21 protein-coding genes are annotated in these 19,665 nt (G+C 69.8%); 3 read left to right on the forward strand and 18 right to left on the reverse strand.

What is annotated here, in order from left to right; all coding sequences use genetic code 11:
- Window positions 1-103 precede the first annotated feature (103 nt).
- From rnc to NS331_RS13010, 17 genes are all read right to left on the reverse strand, one after another.
- Window positions 104-790, reverse strand: a complete 687-nt coding sequence (gene rnc, locus NS331_RS12930) for a ribonuclease III (protein WP_058642399.1) — start codon at window positions 788-790, stop codon at window positions 104-106.
- 52 nt (window positions 791-842) lie between these two features.
- Window positions 843-1,199, reverse strand: coding sequence for a DUF4845 domain-containing protein (locus tag NS331_RS12935; protein WP_058642400.1), 357 nt, complete (start codon window positions 1,197-1,199; stop codon window positions 843-845).
- A gap of 60 nt (window positions 1,200-1,259) precedes the next feature.
- A complete protein-coding gene (lepB, locus tag NS331_RS12940) occupies window positions 1,260-2,234 on the reverse strand; it encodes a signal peptidase I (protein WP_058642401.1) in 975 nt (324 codons plus the stop codon).
- Window positions 2,235-2,286: 52 nt separating this feature from the next.
- Window positions 2,287-4,098 (reverse strand): translation elongation factor 4, encoded by a 1,812-nt coding sequence (gene lepA, locus NS331_RS12945; RefSeq protein ID WP_058642402.1) that lies wholly within the window; start codon window positions 4,096-4,098, stop codon window positions 2,287-2,289.
- Window positions 4,099-4,636: 538 nt separating this feature from the next.
- Window positions 4,637-6,145 (reverse strand): DegQ family serine endoprotease, encoded by a 1,509-nt coding sequence (locus NS331_RS12950; RefSeq protein ID WP_058642403.1) that lies wholly within the window; start codon window positions 6,143-6,145, stop codon window positions 4,637-4,639.
- Window positions 6,146-6,250: 105 nt separating this feature from the next.
- A complete protein-coding gene (locus NS331_RS12955; RefSeq protein ID WP_058642404.1) occupies window positions 6,251-7,333 on the reverse strand; it encodes a MucB/RseB C-terminal domain-containing protein in 1,083 nt (360 codons plus the stop codon).
- 39 nt (window positions 7,334-7,372) lie between these two features.
- Window positions 7,373-8,011, reverse strand: a complete 639-nt coding sequence (locus NS331_RS12960; RefSeq protein WP_058642421.1) for a sigma-E factor negative regulatory protein — start codon at window positions 8,009-8,011, stop codon at window positions 7,373-7,375.
- A gap of 13 nt (window positions 8,012-8,024) precedes the next feature.
- Window positions 8,025-8,654 carry an RNA polymerase sigma factor RpoE gene (gene rpoE, locus NS331_RS12965; protein ID WP_058642405.1) on the reverse strand — a complete coding sequence of 210 codons (630 nt, stop codon included), beginning with the start codon at window positions 8,652-8,654 and terminating at the stop codon, window positions 8,025-8,027.
- The gene (locus NS331_RS12970) at window positions 8,651-9,124 is read right to left on the reverse strand and encodes a hypothetical protein (protein WP_058642406.1); all 474 of its coding nucleotides are present in this window, start codon (window positions 9,122-9,124) and stop codon (window positions 8,651-8,653) included. The genes rpoE and NS331_RS12970 overlap by 4 nt, the downstream gene beginning before the upstream one ends.
- Window positions 9,125-9,181: 57 nt before the next feature.
- Entirely contained in the window at window positions 9,182-10,426 is a 1,245-nt protein-coding gene (gene fabF / locus NS331_RS12975; RefSeq protein WP_058642407.1) for a beta-ketoacyl-ACP synthase II, read from the reverse strand.
- A gap of 178 nt (window positions 10,427-10,604) precedes the next feature.
- Window positions 10,605-10,844 (reverse strand): acyl carrier protein, encoded by a 240-nt coding sequence (acpP, locus tag NS331_RS12980; protein WP_017758944.1) that lies wholly within the window; start codon window positions 10,842-10,844, stop codon window positions 10,605-10,607.
- Between the two features lie 157 nt (window positions 10,845-11,001).
- Window positions 11,002-11,745, reverse strand: coding sequence for a 3-oxoacyl-ACP reductase FabG (gene fabG / locus NS331_RS12985; protein WP_058642408.1), 744 nt, complete (start codon window positions 11,743-11,745; stop codon window positions 11,002-11,004).
- A gap of 32 nt (window positions 11,746-11,777) precedes the next feature.
- Window positions 11,778-12,725 carry an ACP S-malonyltransferase gene (gene fabD / locus NS331_RS12990; protein WP_058642409.1) on the reverse strand — a complete coding sequence of 316 codons (948 nt, stop codon included), beginning with the start codon at window positions 12,723-12,725 and terminating at the stop codon, window positions 11,778-11,780.
- A gap of 74 nt (window positions 12,726-12,799) precedes the next feature.
- The gene (locus NS331_RS12995) at window positions 12,800-13,777 is read right to left on the reverse strand and encodes a beta-ketoacyl-ACP synthase III (protein ID WP_058642410.1); all 978 of its coding nucleotides are present in this window, start codon (window positions 13,775-13,777) and stop codon (window positions 12,800-12,802) included.
- A complete protein-coding gene (plsX, locus tag NS331_RS13000; RefSeq protein WP_082702443.1) occupies window positions 13,774-14,865 on the reverse strand; it encodes a phosphate acyltransferase PlsX in 1,092 nt (363 codons plus the stop codon). The genes NS331_RS12995 and plsX overlap by 4 nt, the downstream gene beginning before the upstream one ends.
- A gap of 60 nt (window positions 14,866-14,925) precedes the next feature.
- Window positions 14,926-15,108 (reverse strand): 50S ribosomal protein L32, encoded by a 183-nt coding sequence (gene rpmF / locus NS331_RS13005; RefSeq protein WP_017760020.1) that lies wholly within the window; start codon window positions 15,106-15,108, stop codon window positions 14,926-14,928.
- Between the two features lie 278 nt (window positions 15,109-15,386).
- Window positions 15,387-15,953, reverse strand: coding sequence for a YceD family protein (locus tag NS331_RS13010; protein WP_058642412.1), 567 nt, complete (start codon window positions 15,951-15,953; stop codon window positions 15,387-15,389).
- 80 nt (window positions 15,954-16,033) lie between these two features.
- Between NS331_RS13010 and NS331_RS13015 the strand changes: the two genes are divergently transcribed.
- From NS331_RS13015 to NS331_RS13025, 3 genes are read left to right on the forward strand one after another with little or no spacing between them, the layout of a single operon-like run.
- On the forward strand, window positions 16,034-16,615 hold the full coding sequence (locus tag NS331_RS13015) for a Maf family nucleotide pyrophosphatase (protein ID WP_058642413.1): 582 nt from the start codon (window positions 16,034-16,036) through the stop codon (window positions 16,613-16,615).
- Window positions 16,612-17,400 carry an SAM-dependent methyltransferase gene (locus NS331_RS13020; protein WP_193758101.1) on the forward strand — a complete coding sequence of 263 codons (789 nt, stop codon included), beginning with the start codon at window positions 16,612-16,614 and terminating at the stop codon, window positions 17,398-17,400. The genes NS331_RS13015 and NS331_RS13020 overlap by 4 nt, the downstream gene beginning before the upstream one ends.
- Window positions 17,397-18,584, forward strand: a complete 1,188-nt coding sequence (locus NS331_RS13025; protein ID WP_058642414.1) for an MFS transporter — start codon at window positions 17,397-17,399, stop codon at window positions 18,582-18,584. Before NS331_RS13020 ends, NS331_RS13025 begins: the two co-directional genes overlap by 4 nt.
- A gap of 22 nt (window positions 18,585-18,606) precedes the next feature.
- Here the strand turns inward: NS331_RS13025 and NS331_RS13030 are convergent, their stop codons facing one another.
- Window positions 18,607-19,656 (reverse strand): S49 family peptidase, encoded by a 1,050-nt coding sequence (locus NS331_RS13030; protein ID WP_058642415.1) that lies wholly within the window; start codon window positions 19,654-19,656, stop codon window positions 18,607-18,609.
- Between the last annotated feature and the right edge of the window lie 9 nt (window positions 19,657-19,665).

Below are 19,665 nucleotides of genomic sequence, written 5' to 3' on the forward strand. Positions count from 1 at the left end.
CTGCTGGCCGGGGGCGGCGGGCATGGGGGGCATGGCCGGAAGCTCGGCCGTGTCGGGAAGGTCGTCGTCGGTGTGGTCGTTCATGGAAGGCAAAGGGTAGTCGTCAGCGGCCGCGGGACTTCAGGCGCTCCAGCATGGCGGAGGCCGCCGCCTGCTCGCCCGCGCGGCGCGAGCCGCCGTTGCCGCGCTCGACGAGGCCGAACTCGGGCACCTCGCATTCGACCTCGAAGGTCTGCTTGTGCGCGGCGCCGAGCGTACCGACGACGCGGTAGGCCGGCAGTTTCATTTTGTGGCCCTGCAGCCATTCCTGCAGTTCGGTCTTGGGGTCCTTGGCGGCGGCGCTCATGCGCGGGTCGATCTCTATCTCGGCATAGAGCCGCTGCACCAGCGCTTGCGCCGGGCCGAAGCCGGCGTCCAGGTAGACGGCGCCGATCAGCGCCTCCACCGCGTCGGCCAGGATCGACGGCCGCGCCGAGCCGCCGGAGCGCGCCTCGCCCTCGCCCAGCCGCAGCAGGCTGGACAGGCCCAGGCGCTGGGCGATGCCGTGCAGCGTGTCCTGGCGCACCAGGTTGGCCCGCACGCGCGAGAGATCGCCCTCTGCCTGGCGCGCGAGCCGGGTGTAGAGCAGGTGCGAGACGGCCAGGCCCAGCACCGAGTCGCCCAGAAATTCGAGGCGCTCGTTGTGCTCGGCCGAATAGCTGCGGTGCGTCAGCGCGCGCTGCAGCAGGCGTTCGTCGGAAAAGGCATGCCCCAGGCGCGCCTGGAGCGCCGCCAGGCCGCTCGGATTCACGTGATGACTGTTCCTGTCGTTGTGGCGCCGCAGCCCGGGACCCGGCAGGGTCTCAGTCGGTGCGGCCCGCGTATTTCATCAGCAGCCAGGCGGGCCCGGCCAGATGGATCTGCTTGTCGTAGGCGAAGGAGACGACCATCTTGTCGCCCTGCTTCTGCACCTCGAGGTCCTTGCCGGAGATGGCGCTGAAGTCGTCGATGGCCTGGGCGCGGTCGAACAGGGAGCGCACCTCCGGCACCGTGGTGCCGGCCGTGGCGCGCTGCGCCGCCTTCTTGATGGCCTGGTACTCGATCACCGTGGGCACCAGCTGCGCGGCGACCACGCCGACGCACGCCAGCACGACCCCCACGAACAGCAAGCCGATGAACGAAATGCCCCGTTGCCGGGTTCTGGCTGCACCTGCCCTCATGGACCTCACTCCTTCGTCGGGATGTTCCCGCCCTCGTTGCCGCCACCATGCGGCGCCTGATCAGTGGAATGGCCCGATCCGCTTGAAGTTGCCGAAGTTCATCCAGATGAAGAAGGCACGGCCCACGACGTTCTGGTCCGGCACGAAACCCCAATAGCGCGAATCGAGGGAATTGTCGCGGTTGTCGCCCATCATGAAGTAATGACCGGCAGGCACTTTGCAAACAACCCCTTCAACACTGTAACGGCAATTTTCACGGTAAGGGAAATCCGACACCTCGGCGTCCGACAGGCCGGCGCGGCGGGTGTCGTCGTTGAGGATGCGGTGGTCCACGGTGCCCAGCTTCTCGGCGAACTGCTTGAAGTAGCGCATCGTGTCTTCGTCGAAATAGTCCGGCAGCGCGTCCTTGCTCACCGGCTGGCCGTTGATGGTCAGCCGCTTGTTGAGGTAGGCCACCTCGTCGCCGGGGATGCCGACCACGCGCTTGATGTAGTCCATGCTCGGCTGCGGCGGATAGCGGAACACGACCACGTCGCCGCGCGCCAGGGGCGTGCCCTCGGTGACCTTGGTGCCCAGCACCGGCAGGCGCAGGCCGTAGGTGAACTTGTTGACCAGGATGAGGTCGCCGGTCAGCAGCGTCGGCATCATCGAGCCGGAGGGGATCTTGAACGGCTCGGCCACGAAGGAGCGCAGCAGGAAGACCACCAGGATCACCGGGAACAACCCCGCCGTCCAGTCCAGCCACCAGGGCTGGGCCAGGATGCGCTCGCGGGCCTGGCTGCCGTCGTCCTCGTCCAGGCGGTCGATGCCCTGGCGGCGCAGCTCTTCGCGGCGCTGGGCCTGGTTGGCCTCGAAGGCCTGGGCGGCGCGGCGGCGGCGCGGCAGGAACACCAGCCGCTCGGCCAGCCAGTACAGGCCGGTGACCACAGTGGCAATGAACAGCAGCAGGGCGAAATTGCCCTCCACCGCGCCGACGTACCAGGCGCCGATGTAGCCGGCGAACGCGGCGAGGATCAGGGAGGTGAGGATGGGCATCGCTTGGAATTGTTCTGGGGGAAGCTGAGCAGCGGCGGACCGTCGGTCGGGCTCAGTCCTCGACCTGGAGGATGGCGAGGAAGGCTTCCTGCGGCACCTCGACCGAGCCGATCTGCTTCATGCGCTTCTTGCCGGCCTTCTGCTTCTCGAGCAGCTTGCGCTTGCGGGTGATGTCGCCGCCGTAACATTTTGCCAGCACGTTCTTGCGCATCGCCTTCACGGTCTCGCGGGCGATGATGTTGGCGCCGATGGCCGCCTGGATCGCCACGTCGAACATCTGCCGGCTGATGATCTCGCGCATCTTGGCCACCACCGCCCGGCCGCGGTACTGCGACTGGCTGCGGTGCACGATGATGGACAGCGCATCGACCTTGTCGCCGTTGAGCAGGATGTCGACCTTGACCACGTCGGAGGCGCGGTACTCCTTGAACTCGTAGTCCATGGAGGCATAGCCGCGGCTCACCGACTTCAGCTTGTCGAAGAAGTCCAGCACGATCTCGCCCAGCGGCATCTCGTAGGTGAGCATCACCTGGCGGCCGTGGTAGGCCATGTTGATCTGCACGCCGCGCTTCTGATTGGCCAGCGTCATCACCGGGCCCACGTATTCCTGCGGCATGTACAGGTGCACCGTCACGATCGGCTCGCGGATCTCGGCCATGCGGCCGATGTCGGGCATCTTGGACGGGTTCTCCACCATGATGACCTCGCCGTCGCTCTTGAGCACCTCGTACACCACGCTTGGTGCGGTGGTGATCAGGTCCTGGTCGAACTCGCGCTCCAGCCGCTCCTGCACGATTTCCATGTGCAGCAGGCCCAGGAAGCCGCAGCGGAAGCCGAAGCCCAGCGCCTGCGACACCTCGGGCTCGAAATGCAGCGAGGCGTCGTTGAGCTTGAGCTTTTCGAGCGCGTCGCGCAGCTGGTCGTACTCGCTGGCCTCGGTCGGGTACAGGCCGGCGAACACCTGCGGCTGGATCTCCTTGAAGCCCGGCAGCGGGTCGGTCGCCGTGAAGGCGGCGCCGCCGGAGCCCTGCTTGATCAGGGTGACCGTGTCGCCCACCTTGGCGGCCTGCAGCTCCTTGATGCCGGCGATGATGTAGCCCACCTCGCCCGCCTCCAGGCTGTTGCGCGGCTCGTTGGCCGGCGTGAACACGCCCAGGTTGTCGGCGTTGTAGGTGGCGCCGGTGGCCATCAGCTTGATGCGCTCGCCCTTGGCCAGGCGGCCGTCGACCACGCGCACCAGCATCACCACGCCGACGTAGGCGTCGAACCAGCTGTCGATGATCATGGCGCGCAGCGCGCCCGCCGGGTTGCCGCGCGGCGCGGGGATCTTGGCGACCACGGCCTCCAGGATCTCGTCCACGCCCATGCCGGTCTTGGCCGAGCAGGGAATCGCGTCGACGGCGTCGATGCCGATCACGTCCTCGATCTCTTCCTTCGCACGGTCGGGGTCGGCCTGCGGCAGGTCCATCTTGTTGAGCACCGGCAGCACCTCGACACCGAGGTCCAGCGCCGTGTAGCAGTTGGCGACCGTCTGCGCTTCCACGCCCTGCGAGGCGTCGACGACGAGCAGCGCGCCTTCGCAGGCGGACAGCGAGCGCGACACCTCGTACGAGAAGTCGACGTGGCCCGGCGTGTCGATCAGATTGAGGTTGTAGACCTGGCCGTCCTTGGCCTTGTAGTGCAGCGCCGCGGTCTGCGCCTTGATGGTTATCCCACGCTCTTTCTCGATGTCCATGGAGTCGAGCACCTGCGCTTCCATCTCGCGCTCAGCCAGGCCGCCGCAGCGCTGGATGAGCCGGTCCGCCAGCGTGGACTTGCCGTGATCGATGTGCGCAATGATCGAGAAATTTCTGATGTGGTTCATCAACGAGAAGACTTAAGTCTTTGAATTTGCTGGTCCAGCAGAGCGAAGCGCACAAGAAAAAAGGGCGCGTCTTCGGCAGACGCGCCCTGAACCAACAAGCAATGGCAACTGCAGTAGTTGGGCCTTCATTGTAGGCAAAAAGGGGTGCGCGTACAGGCCGAAACCGGCCGCGGGGGCCTCGTTGCAGGTCAGCAACAAGAATTTATCAACAGCTTGTTCACATGCCGTGTGGGCTCTTCTCTGGACAACTTGTGGGCGATCTGTGGACCGCCGGTGCATGACCTACCGCGATCCCGCATCGTGAACAAGTGTGTTCCTCTTATAGACCAACAGCATGCTGGGGCCGGCGCATTCTACCGGTTTGGTTGTTAGCAACTTTCCGGCAGGCCATGCGGAGCCGGCTATCGGCGGCGCCGCTGGCTTCACAAATATCTATTCGGCCACCCACCAAGGCGGCTGCATCCGCCGAATGCCCCCAAAACCCACTCGCGGATGGGGCCGCCGCCACGCAGCCCGGCAGCCAGCCCCTCTGGCGACGTCAGCGGGCGGCGGGCCGGATCAGCGCGTACTGGGCCCAGTCCCCGCGACGGAACAGCACGCTGACCGGCTTGCTGCGGTCGGCCTTGTTCACGGCGGCGTCGAATTCCTTGAGGCTGCCCACTTCCACATTGGCAACCGACAGGATGATGTCGCCCTCGCGCAGGCCGGCCCGCGCCGCGGCATCGGTGGCCGACTCCACCCGCACGCCGCCGCGCAGCTTGAGGTCGCGGCGCTGGGCGTCGGTGAGTTCGGCCACGCCCAGGCCCAGCGACTTGGCGGCGGCGGATGCCGAGGGCTTGGGCTCCTCGCGGCCGGCGGCCGGCCGGCGGGCGGGGGCGTCGGCCTCCAGCTCCGCCACCGTGATCGACAGGTCGCGCGTGCCGCCGCGGCGGAACACGGTCACGGTCGTCCTGGTGCCCGGCTTGGTGTTGCCCACCATGCGCGGCAGGTCGCTCGGCCGCTCGATGTCGCGGCCGTCGTACTTCAGGATGATGTCGCCCGGCTCGATGCCGGCCTTGTCGCCGGGCGAGCCGCCTTCCACGCCGCGCACCAGCGCGCCCTGGGCCTTGGGCAGGCCGATGGACTCGGCGACGTCCTTGGTCACCTGGTCGATCTGCACGCCGATGCGCCCGCGCGACACGCGGCCGGTGGCACGCAGCTGGTCGCTCACGCGGATCGCCTCGTCGATCGGGATCGAGAAGGAGATGCCCATGAAGCCGCCCGAACGCGAATAGATCTGGCTGTTGATGCCCACCACCTCGCCGCGCATGTTGATCAGCGGGCCGCCCGAGTTGCCGGGGTTGATGGCCACGTCGGTCTGGATGAAGGGCAGGTATTCGCCGGTGTCGCGCTGCTTGGCGCTGACGATGCCGGCCGTCACGGTGTTCTCCAGGCCGAAGGGCGAGCCGATGGCCATCACCCATTCGCCCACGCGCAGGCGGGAGATGTCGCCCACCTTCACGGCCGGCAGGCCGGTGGCGTCGATCTTGACCACGGCCACGTCGGTGCGCTTGTCCGCACCCACGATGCGGGCCTTGAACTCGCGCTTGTCGGGCAGCGTGACGAGCACCTCGGAGGCATCCTCCACCACGTGGGCGTTGGTCATCACGTAGCCGTCGGGCGTGAGGATGAAGCCCGAGCCCACGCCGCGGGGCCGCTCCTCTTCCTGGGGCTGCTGCTGCGGCCGGTTCTGGCGCGGCCCGTTGGGCAGCGGCTGGCCGAAGAAGCGGCGGAAGAATTCCTGCATTTCCTCGTCCATCTCGCCCGAGCCACGTCGGGTGACGCGCTCGATGGTGCGGATGTTGACCACCGACGGACCGACCTGGTCCACCAGGTCGGTGAAGTCCGGCAGTGCACGCGCGGCAGGCGCAGCGGGCGCGGCCTGGGCCGCCGCGGGCTGCAGCGGCAGCAGCACGGTCAGGCTCGACAGCGCGGCGAAGGCCAGGGCCGGCAGGCGGCGCGCGGCCGCGGGCGAAGAAGGCAGGAGGCGTTCTGTGTGGGTCGTCATCGGTCTTCTCTCAACAACAGGGGCGTCGGGGTGGCAGCCTGCACGATAGCGCCTCGGCGGCGCGCAGGCCGCGGCGTCCGTGAGAACGCCCAGACCGCCGAAGGTTCAGCGGTTGCGCACCAGTGCGCGCGCGAAGGCCTCGAGCGTGCGGGGCGGCACCTCGCCCATGGCGGTGAGCCACCAGTCGCCGGCCGGGTCGGGCAGGCGCCGCGACAGCGTGTAGGTGGCACCCAGGGCCTGGGCCGCCTCCTGCCGCACCTGGTCGCCATAGGGCTCGATGAACAGCGACACCGTGGCCAGGCCGTCGGAGAAGGTCCATTGCAGGATGCGCTTGCGCGGGCCGAAGAAGAACTTGGGCTCGCCGATGGGCCGCATGTAGCTGCTCACGGGCTTGAAGCCCGGCACCGGCTGGCTCAGCGCCCAGCCCTCGGCCTCGGGCTTGACCGGCTCGAGCTTGGAGCGTTCGGCCTTCCAGCCCTGGGTGTTGTCCATCATCTCGGTGAGCGCGACGACCGGCACCGGCTCCTCGAACTGCAGTTCGGAGAAGGCGGACTGCTCGACCACGGCGCCGCGGGCGTCCAGCGTCTGCAGCTTGAGCACCAGGCCCGAGCGCCGCTCGCACCAGGCGCGGTAGCCGAAGCGCATGGCGTCCTTGGCCACGATCTGCACCACGTCGGTGTCGATGCCGGCCACGCGGCCCCGGCCGAGCGGACGCGCGTCGTAGAACTCGGCGATGGAGCTTTCGGTGGCACCCAGCAGATTGGGAAAGACGTCCAGGTTCTCGCGCTGCTCGGTCTTCACCAGGCGCTGGTCGGGCAGGAAGGTGCGCACCAGCTCGTTGCGGCGGAAGGTGGAGCGCTGCGGGCCGGACAGCGTCTCGACCCGCTCCACGCACACCGCGCCCTCGCAGGCATGCCAGATGCGCGCACTGGACAGCGCGCCCGCGCCCGTGGACACCACGAAGGTGCCGACGTACTCGGTGGTGCGCGCCGCCTCGTGCATGCGACGCAGCCAGTCGATGGCACCCGCCCCCGGTGCCGGCACGGGCGACGGGGTTCCGGCGACGGCACCCGGGCCGGCCGCGGCTGGCGGCACCGGCTGCGCCAGGGAAGGCGCGGCGGCGAGAACGAGCAGCGCCGCAGGAACGGTGGCAACGAGTCGGCGGCGCGAGGCGGGGGAAACGTGCATCGGCAATGGGTGGGCGGCGCAGCGGGCGTTCACGCCTGGTCAGCGCGCAGGGCTCTCGAAGGTGGCGTTGCGCAGGAAGCCCGAGGGCATCTGCGAGGCACCGCCCGCCTGCTGGTGGGCTTCGAGCAATTCGTCCAGGCGTGGGTCGCGCAGCATGACTTCGGGCCGGTTGCCGACCTGCACCAAGTTCTGGGCCGTGGCGGGCGCCGCCGCGTTGCCGCCGCTCGCCGCGAGCACGGGCGCGCCGCCGTCCTGGCGCGCCAGCTGGGCGCCGCCGTTGCCGCCCGCACCGCCGACGAAGCTCCAGCCGACCGCGGCAGCCACCGCCACCGACGCGACGCCGGCCACCAGGCGCCAGCGGAAGACCGGCTCGTTGGCCGCTTCCATCGGCTCCGGCCGCGCAGGCGCTGCCGGGACCGCGGCCACCGCCGGGCGCAGCACCGGCGGCTCGCTCTCCATGCGCGCGCGCAGCCTGGCCAGAAAGGCGTCGCCGTCCGTGCACGCCGTGTGGCGGCCGGTGCGCAGCGTCTCGCCCACCAGCTGGTACATCTGCAAGGCCGCGCGCTGGGCCTCGTCGTTCATGACGGTCTGGACGGCCTGTGCCACTTCGCCCGCCGGCAGTTCGCCGTCGATCAGCGCGGACACGCGCTCCAGGGTCCGGTCTCGATGCTCGTTCATGTCGTTCACCTGCTCACCAACGTTTGCCCGACTGGTTTTCCAGCAGGGGTTTCACTCGCGCGGAAATCGCCTCGCGGGCCCGGAAGATGCGCGAGCGCACCGTGCCGATCGGGCAATTCATCGCCTCGGCGATTTCCTCGTAGCTCAACCCCTCGATCTCGCGCAAGGTCACGGCCTGGCGCAATTCGGCCGGCAGCGCCTCCATGGCGGCGTTCACCGCGGCGGCCACTTCATTGGCCGCGAGCACGGATTCGGGGGTTTCGTCGCTGATTGGTTCGTTTCCGCCCCGGTAAGTTTCATCGTCGTCGTCGCTGCTTCGCAGCGCCGCTTCGGACACCGTGGGATCGCGCTTCATGTCCACCAGCGCCTTCTTGGCGGTGTTGACGGCGATGCGGTAGAGCCAGGTGTAGAACTGGGCGTCGCCCCGGAACTGGTGCAGGGCGCGGTAGGCGCGGATGAAGGTTTCCTGCGCGATGTCCTCGATCAGGTCCACATCGCGCACCATGCGGCCGATCAGGCGCTCGATGCGGCGCTGGTACTTGAGCACCAGCAGTTCGAAGGCCTTGGCGTCGCCGGCCAGCGTGCGCTGCACCAGCAGCAGGTCGGCCTCGCCCGGATTGGCGGGCGGCGGGGTGGCGGTCATCCCATCAGCTCCGTGCGGCCGATGGGGGCATCGGCCGGGAGGCTGCCCGGATCGAAGGCAGCGCGGCGCAGTGCGCGCCAGCGCAGCCGGTCGGCATCGCCGTCCAGCCACAGCCAGGTGGCCTGGCCGGCGACCGGGGTGCAGCGCGCCAGCATCAGCCGGCCCAGGTCCATGACGACCGCCAGGGTCGCCTCGCCCTGGAGATGCCGACCCTGCGCGTCCGCCAGCGACCAGGCCGCGCCGTCCCATTGCAGTTGCCGCCGCACCGACAGGCCGCGCCAGGACCCAAGCCCCAGCGCCATGCCAGCAGCAGCGCACAGCACGACGGCGGCCGACGCCGCATCGGCGGCGGCGAAATGCGCCAGCCAGCCGGCCGAAGCCAGCAGCCCGGCGCCGGCCACGGCCAGGTGCAGGACCGCCGCCCGGCGGGAAGGCCCCACGGGATAGCTCACCGCCGGGGCGCTGTGCATGGAAGGACGGGGTGGAAGGTCAGAGGACGAGGCGTCAACGCGCGTGGTGGGCGAATCTCAGACGCGCCGGAACACCAGCGTACCGTTGGTGCCGCCGAAGCCGAAGTTGTTCTTCACCGCCACGTCGATCTTCATGTCCCGCGCCGTGTTGGCGCAGTAGTCCAGGTCGCATTCCGGGTCCTGGTTGAAGATGTTGATGGTCGGCGGGCTCTTCTGCTCGTGCACGGCCAGCACCGTGAACACCGACTCGATGCCGCCGGCGCCGCCCAGCAGGTGGCCGGTCATCGACTTGGTCGAGTTCACGACCATCTTCTTCGCGTGGTCGCCGAAGGCCAGCTTGATGGCGTTGGTTTCGTTCAGGTCGCCCAGCGGCGTGGAGGTGCCGTGCGCGTTCAGATAGTGGACCTCGTCGGCATTGATGCCGGCATTGCGCAGCGCGGCCTGCATGCTGCGACGCGGACCGTCCACGCTCGGCGCAGTCATGTGGTACGCGTCAGCGCTCATACCGAAACCCACGAGTTCGGCGTAGATCTTGGCACCGCGGGCCTTGGCATGCTCGTACTCCTCGAGCACCAGCACGCCGGCACCCTCGCCCAGCACGAAGCCGTCGCGGTCCTTGTCCCAGGGACGGGAGGCCGTGGCCGGATCGTCGTTGCGGGTCGACAGCGCGCGCGCCGCCGCGAAGCCGCCGATGCCCAGCGGCGAGACGGTGGATTCGGCGCCGCCGGCCACCATCACGTCCGCATCGCCGGCCTGGATCAGGCGGGCCGACAGGCCGATGGCATGCAGGCCGGTGGTGCAGGCGGTGACCACGGCGATGTTCGGGCCGGTGAAGCCGTACTTGATCGACAGGTGGCCCGAGATCATGTTGATGATCGAGGCCGGCACGAAGAAGGGCGAGATGCGGCGCGGACCGCGGTTGGTCAACTCGGCATGCGTCTCCTCGATCATCGGCAGGCCGCCGATGCCCGAGCCGATGTTGCAGCCGATGCGCTCCGCCAGTTCCGGCGACAGCGCCTCGCCCGTGGGCAGGCCGCTGTCCTGCACCGCCTGCATGGCGGCGGCCAGGCCGAGATGGATGAAGCGGTCCATGTGACGCGCTTCCTTCTCGGAGATGTACTGGGCGATGTCGAAGCCCTTGACCTGGCCGGCGAAGCGGCAGGCCAGGTTGCTGGCATCGAAGCTGGTGACGGTGCTGATGCCCGACTGGCCCGCCACGAGGTTGGCCCAGCTCTCGGCCACAGTGTTTCCGACGGGAGAGATGCAACCGAGCCCGGTCACGACGACGCGGCGTTGAGTCATGCCGGCGAACCTTTCTGCAATGGTGGGTCTCCCAGAGCTCCGGCGCCGCGCGCCTGGTGCGTCGACCAAAGGACGCGTCCGGGAGGAAGTGAAGCCGCAGGCCCGCGAAACGGGGGAGGAGGGAGCCTCGCGAAGCGCCGGTCGTGCAGCGCAGCGGGCAAACGGCTTGGGTGGCCGATCAGGCCTTCTGGTTCTTGACGGCGTAGTCGATGGCGTTCTGCACCGTGGTGATCTTCTCGGCGTCTTCGTCCGGGATCTCGATGCCGAATTCGTCTTCCAGCGCCATCACGAGTTCGACCGTGTCCAGCGAGTCGGCGCCCAGGTCGGCCACGAAGGCCTTTTCGTTGGTCACTTGCGACTCTTCCACGCCGAGCTGCTCGGCGATGATTTTCTTGACACGTGCTTCGATATCGCTCATTTAGGTTCCCTCTGAGGGTGGTAAAGAATCAAGGATTTTAGCCGGCCCATCCGTGACGGCTGCCCTGCCAGGGCAGGCGGCCACACGGAGAAGCCACTGTCCAGCGCGCCGCGCAGCATCGTCCGACAGGGCCGGCCGGTGCGCGACGCTGCCGAATTCACATGTACATGCCGCCGTTGACGTGCAGTTCCTGCCCCGTCACGTAGCCGGCCTGCGGCGAGGCCAGGTAGGCCACCGCATGGGCCACGTCGGCCGGCTTGCCCAGGTGGCCCAGGGGAATCTGGGTCAGCAGGGCCTGCTGCTGGGCCTCGGGCAGGCTGGCGGTCATGTCGGTCTCGATGAAACCCGGCGCCACGCAGTTGACGGTGATGGCGCGGCTGCCCAGCTCGCGGGCCAGCGCGCGGGTCATGCCCGCCACGCCGGCCTTGGCCGCGGCGTAGTTGGCCTGCCCCGGGTTGCCGGAGGCACCCACCACGCTGGTGATGCTGATGATGCGGCCGTAGCGCTGCTTCATCATCGGCCGGATCACGGCGCGCGACAGGCGGAACACGGCCTTCAGGTTGGTGTCGATGACGGCGTCCCAGTCGTCGTCCTTCAGCCGCATCGCCAGCATGTCGCGGGTGATGCCGGCGTTGTTGACCAGCACGTGCAGGCCGCCGTGGGCCTTGACGATGCCGTCGATCATGGCCTCGACGGCCGGGCCGTCGGTCACGTTCAGCACCTGGCCTTCGCCGCCGTGGGCGGCCAGGGCCGCACCGATCTTGGCGGCGCCGTCGCTGCCGGTGCCGGTGCCGATGACCTTGTAGCCGCGCTGGGCCAGTTCGAGCGCTATGGCCGCGCCGATGCCGCGCGTGGCGCCGGTGACGAGGGCCACCTGGCCCTGGATGGCGGGAGTGTTCATGCGTGTGTGCTCAGAGAGGAAGGAAGGCGTGCTCAGGCGACGAGCTGCCTGGCGTCGCCGAGCGAGGCCGGATCCTGGATGAAGCCGCTGGCCAGGCCGGGCGCGATGCGCTTGACCATGCCCGACAGCACCTTGCCGGGACCGCATTCGACGACGGCCTCGACACCGCGCGCCTGCAGGGCCTGCACGCTCTCGACCCAGCGCACCGGGCCGGCCGCCTGGCGCACCAGCGCCTCGCGGATGCGGGCCGGGTCGGTCTCGACGGCCACGTCGATGTTGTTGAGCACCGGGATCTGCGGCGCCTTCAGTTCCACCTCCGCCAGGCGGCGGGCCAGGGCCTCGGCCGCCGGCTTCATCAGGCTGGAATGGAAAGGCGCCGACACCGGCAGCGGCAGCGCCCGCTTGGCGCCCTGGCTCTTGAGGAGTTCGCAGGCGCGGTCGACGGCGGCCTTGCTGCCGGCGATCACGGTCTGCATCGGATCGTTGAAATTGACCGCCTCGACCACCTCGCCGGGCGTGCCCATGGCGGCGGTGGCCTCGGCGCAGCCGGCCTTCACCTGATCGGCCGGCATGCCCAGGATGGCGGCCATGGCGCCGGTGCCGACCGGCACGGCCTCCTGCATGGCCTGCGCGCGGAAGCGCACCAGCGGCGCCGCCTGCGCCAGCGTCAGCACGCCCGCGGCGACCAGCGCCGAATACTCGCCCAGCGAATGGCCCGCCACGACGGACGGCCTGGCACCGCCTTCGGCCAGCCAGGCGCGCCATGCGGCAACGCCGGCGACCAGCATCACCGGCTGGGTGTTGGTGGTGAGGGCGAGGACCTCCTTCGGGCCTTCCTGGATCAGCAGGCCGACATCCTGGCCGAGTGCGTCCGAGGCTTCGGCGAGGGTCTCGCGCACAGCGGGATGGTCGCCCCAGGCCTCGAGCATGCCCACGGACTGCGAGCCCTGGCCGGGAAAGACGAACGCGAAGTTTTTCATGGTGGTGGAGTCTCCATCTGCGGCGCGCGTGTCGAAGACCGGCGCCGGGCACGCCCCGCAACCGGGGCTCTGCCTTACAGGTTCAGCAGCACGGCGCCCCAGGTGAAGCCGCCGCCCACGCCTTCGAGCATGACGGTGTCGCCGGTGCGCACCTGGCCGCCGCGCACTGCGGCGTCGAGCGCCAGTGGAATGGACGCCGCGGAGGTGTTGCCATGCTCGTGCACGGTAACGACCAGCTTCTCGGGCGCCAGCTTCAGCTTTTTGGCAGTGCCCTGCATGATGCGGATGTTGGCCTGGTGCGGGATCAGCCAGTCGATGTCGGCCTCGGTCTTGCCGGCCTTGGCCAGCGTGGCCCGGGCCGCTTCTTCGAGCACGCGCACGGCGAGCTTGAACACGGCCTGGCCGTCCATGTGCAGCAGCGGCGTGCCCAGCACCTCGCCGCCGGAGACATGGCCCGGCACGCACAGGATGCCCACGTGGGCACCGTCGGCATGCAGGTCGCTGGCCAGGATGCCGGGCGTGTCGCTGGCCTCCAGCACCACGGCGCCGGCGCCGTCGCCGAACAGCACGCAGGTGGTGCGGTCGTTGAAGTCGAGGATGCGCGAGAACACCTCGGCACCCACCACCAGCGCGCACTTGGCCGAGCCGGTGCGCACCATGGCGTCGGCCACCGTCAGCGCATAGACGAAGCCGCTGCACACGGCCTGCACGTCGAAGGCCGGGCAGCCGGCGATGCCGAGCTTGTGCTGCAGGATGGCGGCCGACGAGGGGAAGACCATGTCCGGCGTGGACGTGGCCACGATGATCAGGTCCACCTCCGCGGCGCTGCGGCCGGCGGCTTCGAGCGCATGGCGGCAGGCTTCCAGGGCCAGGTCACTGCTGGTGACGCCCTCGGCGGCGAAGTGGCGGGCATGGATGCCGGTGCGCTCGACGATCCATTCGTTGGAGGTCTCGACGCCGCGGCCCGCCAGTTCCTGCGCCAGTTCGTCGTTGCTGACCCGGCGCGGCGGCAGGTAGCTGCCGGTGCCGGTGATGCGGGAATAGAGCGTCATGAGGCTTGGAGTGCCGCGTTGTCGGTGGGCGCCGTCATCTCGGGCCGCGCCAGCAGAGGCGCGGCGTGGGCGATTCGGGACCGGACACGGTCGAGCAGATTGTTGCGGGCGGCATCATAAGCGCGATCCAGCGCATGGCCGAAGGCCAGCTCGTCGGCCGAACCGTGGCTCTTGAACACCAGCCCGCGCAGGCCGAGCAGCGCGGCGCCGTTGTAGCGGCGGTGGTCCAGCCGCTTCTTGAGCGCCTTCAGCACGGGGTACGACACCAGCGCCGCCAGCTTGCTGAACAGGCCGCGCGAGTATTCCTGCTTGAGGAAGTCCACGATCATCGACGCCACGCCCTCGGTGGCCTTGAGCGCCACGTTGCCGACGAAGCCGTCGCACACGACGATGTCGGTGGTGCCCTTGAAGATGTCGTTGCCCTCCACGTTGCCGTGGAAATTGAGGTCGCGCGACTCGGCCGCCTGGCGCAGCAGCACGCTGGCGCGCTTGATGACCTCGCTGCCCTTGATCACTTCTTCGCCCACGTTGAGCAGGCCGACCGTGGGCGAATCGTCGCCCGTCATCGACGACACCAGCGCCGAGCCGAGCACCGCGAACTGCAGCAGCGTCTCGGCATCGCAGTCCACGTTGGCGCCCAGGTCGAGCATCGTGGTGGCGCCGCCCTTCATGTTGGGCAGCTGCGTGGCGATGGCCGGCCGGTCGATGCCGTCCAGCGTCTTGAGCACGTAGCGGGCGATGGCCATCAGCGCGCCGGTGTTGCCGGCGGACACGGCCGCATGCGCAGCGCCGTCCTTGACCTGCTGGATGGCCACGCGCATGGACGAATCCTTCTTGCGGCGCAGCGCCACCTCGATCGGGTCGTCCATGCCCACCACCTCGGTGGCGACCACATGGCTGGCCCGCTCGTGGCTGAACCCGGAGACGGCCGAGGCGACACCCACCAGCAGAAGCCGGGCGTCGGAATGGCGTTCCAGAAAGCTGCGGCACGCCGCGAGCGTGACGCGGGGGCCATGGTCGCCGCCCATGCAATCGACCGCCAGGGTGATCGCAGGCGCAGCGGGAGAGTGCGAATCTGTGCTGGACATCAAAACAAAGGCCCGACGCTACGGATCCAGTAGCCTCGGGCCTCAGCCTTGAAGGGGCAATCAGGCTTCGTTCTTGGTCTTCAGGACCTTGCGGCCGCGGTAGAAGCCGTTGGGGCTGATGTGGTGGCGCAGATGGGTCTCGCCGGTGGTCGGCTCGACGGCGATGCCGGGCACGCCCAGCGCGTTGTGCGAACGGTGCATGCCGCGCTTGGAAGGCGACTTCTTGTTTTGCTGAACGGCCATGGTTGGCTCCTGCGAATCTGTTGGGGTGGCGAAAAGGCGCGAGACCCTGAGGCAGCGGCGCCAGCGGCCGGACCGCTTGGCTAACCGCGCTGCAACCCGCGAGTGACTTGCCAAAAAGAAGTCAGCAGTGACTGACTGAAAAGGCGAGGCACCGGGGGCGGCCCGGACATGCACGAAGCGTTCGTGCATCGTCTGACAAGGCCTGCGGCATGCGCGCGAAGCCAGCGAGTATAGCCCACCCGGCCCGCGGGCACCAGAGCCCTTCGGTCAGTGCCCCGTTACCTGCCCGACTCCGGCTTGTTCTTGCGCAGCGCTTCGAGCGCCGCGAAGGGATTGGGCTTGTCGCCGCCGGCCGCCTCGAAGTCCTCGTCCACCGCCGAGAAGCGCGGCTGCTGGGGGCACACCTCGTGGCGCGGCGCGAGGGGAATGTCCATCAGCAGTTCGTCCTCCACCAGCGCCCGCAGGTCGAAGTCGGCCTGCAGGGCGAGCACGTCCTCTTCGGCCTCCTCGTCCTCGACGGCGGCGGTGGCCTCGTCGGCGACGAAGCGGAACCAGCGGTCCACCGACAGTGGCGTGGGCACCGGGCCCAGGCAGCGCTGGCAGACCAGCGGCAGCTCGGTCTCGGCCTCCACGTGCAGCCACGGCACGCCGGGTCCGGCGGCGCTGCCGCGCATCTCGCTGTGGGCACGCCAGCGGACCTCCACCGGCGGGGCCTCGGGCACGGCCTGGGCCGCCTCTTCGGTGAGCCGCGACCACTGCGCCAGCGGCGTGGCCTCGGAGAGCAGGCCGCCGGCCTGGGCGAAGGCCTTCACGTCCAGGCGGTCGGCATCGAATTCCATCTTCATGCGCTGCAGTCTACGTCGCTGATGCCGCACGGGGCGTCGGCCGACCGGGCCGCCGCGGCGGCTGGCCGAGAATCCCGCCCATGCCACGCACCGTGATCCTGGGATCGACCTCCCGCTACCGCCGCGAACTGCTGTCGCGGCTGCACCTTCCCTTCGACGTCCAGGCCCCCGAGGTGGACGAGACGCCCCGCCCCGGCGAAGCCCCCGCCGCCCTCGCCGCGCGCCTGGCGCTGGCCAAGGCGCAGGCCGTGGCCGCGCGCTTTCCCGAGGCCGTCGTCATCGGCTCCGACCAGGTGGCCGACCTGGACGGCGAGCCCCTGGGCAAGCCCGGCGACCATGCGCGCGCGACCGCGCAACTGCAACGCATGCGTGGACGCACCCTCGTCTTCCAGACCGCGCTGGCCGTGGTGTGCAAGGCCACCGGCTTCGCCCAGCAGGACCTGGCGCCCGTGCGCGTGGTCTTTCGCAATTTGAGCGACGCCGCCATCGAGCACTACCTGCGCACCGAGCAGCCCTACGACTGCGCCGGCAGCGCCAAGAGCGAGGGCCTGGGCATCGCGCTGCTGGAATCCATCGACAGCGACGACCCGACGGCCCTGATCGGCCTGCCGCTGATCCGCACCTGCCGCCTGCTGCGCGCCGCGGGGGTGGACCTGCTGTGAGCACGCCCGACATCGCCACCTCCCCGGCCGGCCCCGGCACCCTCTACCTGGTTCCCGCGCCGCTGGACTTCGGCTGCGACAGCCAGATTCCCGTCGAGGACTGCCTGCCCGGCGCCACCCTGCGCGCCGCCGCCGGCCTCACGCACTGGGTCTGCGAGAACGCCAAGAGCGCCCGCGCCCTGCTCAAGCGCATCGATGCCGTGGTGCCGCTGGCGGCGCCGATCCAGCAGATGGCGATCCAGGAACTGCCGCGCGAGGTGCACAAGAAAGGCGACCACGGCGGCGGCTTCGACGCCCGCGGCCTGCTGGCCGACCTGGTGGCCGGCCACGACGTCGGCCTGCTGAGCGAGGCCGGCATGCCGGCGGTGGCGGACCCCGGCTCGTCGGTGGTGCGCGCGGCGCACGACCTGGGCGCGGCCGTGGTGCCGCTGGTCGGGCCGGTGTCGCTGCTGCTGGCCCTGGCGGCCAGCGGCCTGGGCGGCCAGGAATTCGCCTTCAGCGGCTACCTGCCGCAGGACGCCGAGGCCCGCCGCCAGCGCATCCGCGATCTGGAGGCGCTGGCCCTCAAGCGCGGCCAGACGCAGATCGTCATCGAGACGCCCTACCGCAACGACGCCCTGCTCCAGGCCCTGGTGCAGACGCTGCAGCCCAACACCCGGCTGGCCGTGGCCGCGGGCCTGAGCCTGCCGCAGGCCCGGATCCAGAGCCGCAACGTCAAGGCCTGGCGCGCCCTGCCCGCCGGCGAACTGGGCAAGCTGCCGGCGGTCTTCGCCTTCGGCCGATGAGCGGCGGACCGCACGACGCGCCGCCCGGCCTCGCGGCCCGCCTGCCCGCGGCGCGCTGGGCGACCCGCACGCAGTTCTTCTGCTCCGGCTTCATCTTCGCGACCTGGGGCGTGCACATCCCGACCGTGAAGGCGCACTACGGCCTGGACGAAGCCTCGCTCGGCCTGGCGATGCTGGCGGCCGGCGTGGGCGCGCTGCTGGGCCTGGCGCGCGCGGGCCGCTGGATCGGCCGCCACGGCGCCAACCGCGTCGCCGGCCTGGCCGGCGGCTGCTACGCCCTGCTGCTCGCCCTGCTGCTGGCGATGCCGGGCTATGCGGCCCTGCTGGCGCTGCTGGCCGTCTTCGGCCTGCTCACCAGCGTGTTCGACGTGGCGATCAACACCGAGGCGGCCGCCATCGAGCTGGCCGAGGGCGTGCCGCGCATGAGCGGCATGCACGGCATGTTCAGCCTGGGCGGCATGGCCGGGGCCAGCAGCGGCGCCGCCCTGCTGGCCGCCGGCTGGCCGCCGCTGGCACATCTGGGAACCGTGGCACTGGCGATGGCCCTGGCCATCGGCGCCGCGGCCTGGCGCATGCTGCCCGCTGCCCACACCGCCGCGGCGGATGGCGACCGGGGCGGCGCGCTGCGCGCCGTCGGCAAGCCGCTGCTCGTGCTCGGCGTGCTGGCCGCCCTGGGCCTGGTGGCCGAGGGGGCGATGTACGACTGGAGCGTGCTGTACCTGCAGCAGGAACTGGGCAGCCCGCAGCAGCAGGCTGCGCTGGCCTATGCGAGCTTCTCGGCCGCCATGGCGGCGGCCCGTTTCGGCGGCGACGCGCTGCGGGCGCGCATGCCCGCCAGCCGCCTGCTGGCGGGCAGTGCGCTGCTGGCCGCGGGGTCGATGACGGTCGGTCTGCTGACGCACTCGCCCTGGGTGGCCCTGGCCGCCTTCGCGGGCGTGGGACTGGGCTTCGCGAACGTGGTGCCGCTGCTCTTCGCGGCGGCGGCGCGGGTGCCGGGTGTGGAGCCCGCACGCGGCATCGCCGCGGTCTCCGCCCTCGCCTACCTCGGCTTCATGGCCGGGCCGCCAGTGATCGGGCTGCTGGCCGGTGCCAGCTCGCTGACCATTGCGCTGTCGGTGGTGGTGATCTTTGCGCTGGCGCTGGCGGCGTCGGCGCCACTGGCGGGCCGCACCGGCACGCGCTGAGCGCGGCCCGGACGGAGGGAACTCAGCGCACTGCCGGCGCCGACCGCATCGTGGCGTGCACGGCCACGTCGGCGAAGGCGGCGCCGAACTTCTTGGCCAAGCGCTCGGCCACGTTGTCGCGGCGGGTGTAGTCCACCACGTCCTCGGCCTGGATCACGTCGCGCGCCACGTAGTCGATGCTGCCCAGCTGGTCGGCCAGGCCCAGGTCCACGGCTTCCTGGCCGGTCCAGAAGAGGCCGCTGAACAGGCCGGGCGTGTCCTGCTTGAGGCGGTCGCCGCGCCCCTTCTTGACTACGTCGATGAACTGCGCATGGATCTGGTCGAGCATGCGCTGCGCATGGGCGCGCTGGGCCTCGTTCATGGGGCTGAAGGGGTCCAGGAAGCCCTTGTTCTCGCCCGAGGTGAGCAGCCGGCGCTCCACGCCCAGCTTTTCCATGGTGCCAGTGAAGCCGAAGCCGTCCATCAGCACGCCGATGCTGCCGACCAGGCTGGCCTTGTCGACGTAGATCTTGTCGGTGGCGGCGGCGATGTAATAGGCCGCGGAGGCGCAGCTTTCTTCGACCACGGCATAGATCGGCTTGCCGTGCTTGGCGCGCAGCCGCTTGATCTCGTCATGGATGATGCCGGCCTGCACGGGACTGCCGCCCGGCGAGTTGATCAGCAGCACCACGCCCTTGGAGCCCGGGTCTTCCAGGGCGGCCTTGAGCGAGGCGATGACGAATTCGGCGCTGGCGTCGGCACCGTCGGCGATTTCGCCGCGGATGCTCACCATGGCCGTGTGCGTCGTGGTCGTCGTGGCGCTGGGCGCGGCGCGGCTGAGCGCCAGCCATACCAGCGCGACGAAGAAAACCAGCCAGGCCAGGCGCAGGAAGATCTTCCAGCGGCGCGCCGAACGCTGCTCCTTGAGGGCGGCGAAGGCCAGTTTCTCGAGAGTGGCGCGCTCCCAGCCGGGCGCGGAGGTCGGGTCGTTGTTCACAGGATGGGCCGAAGCGGCTGCAGATTCGTTCAGGGGGGCGGGCTTCGGTTCGAAGGGTTCGAAGCCCGAGGGTTCCAGGCGGTCGGGAGGACTCATGGTGTCGAA

The organism is Pseudacidovorax intermedius, assembly GCF_001476815.1.
In the GTDB taxonomy this organism is placed as follows: domain Bacteria; phylum Pseudomonadota; class Gammaproteobacteria; order Burkholderiales; family Burkholderiaceae_C; genus Xenophilus; species Xenophilus intermedius_A.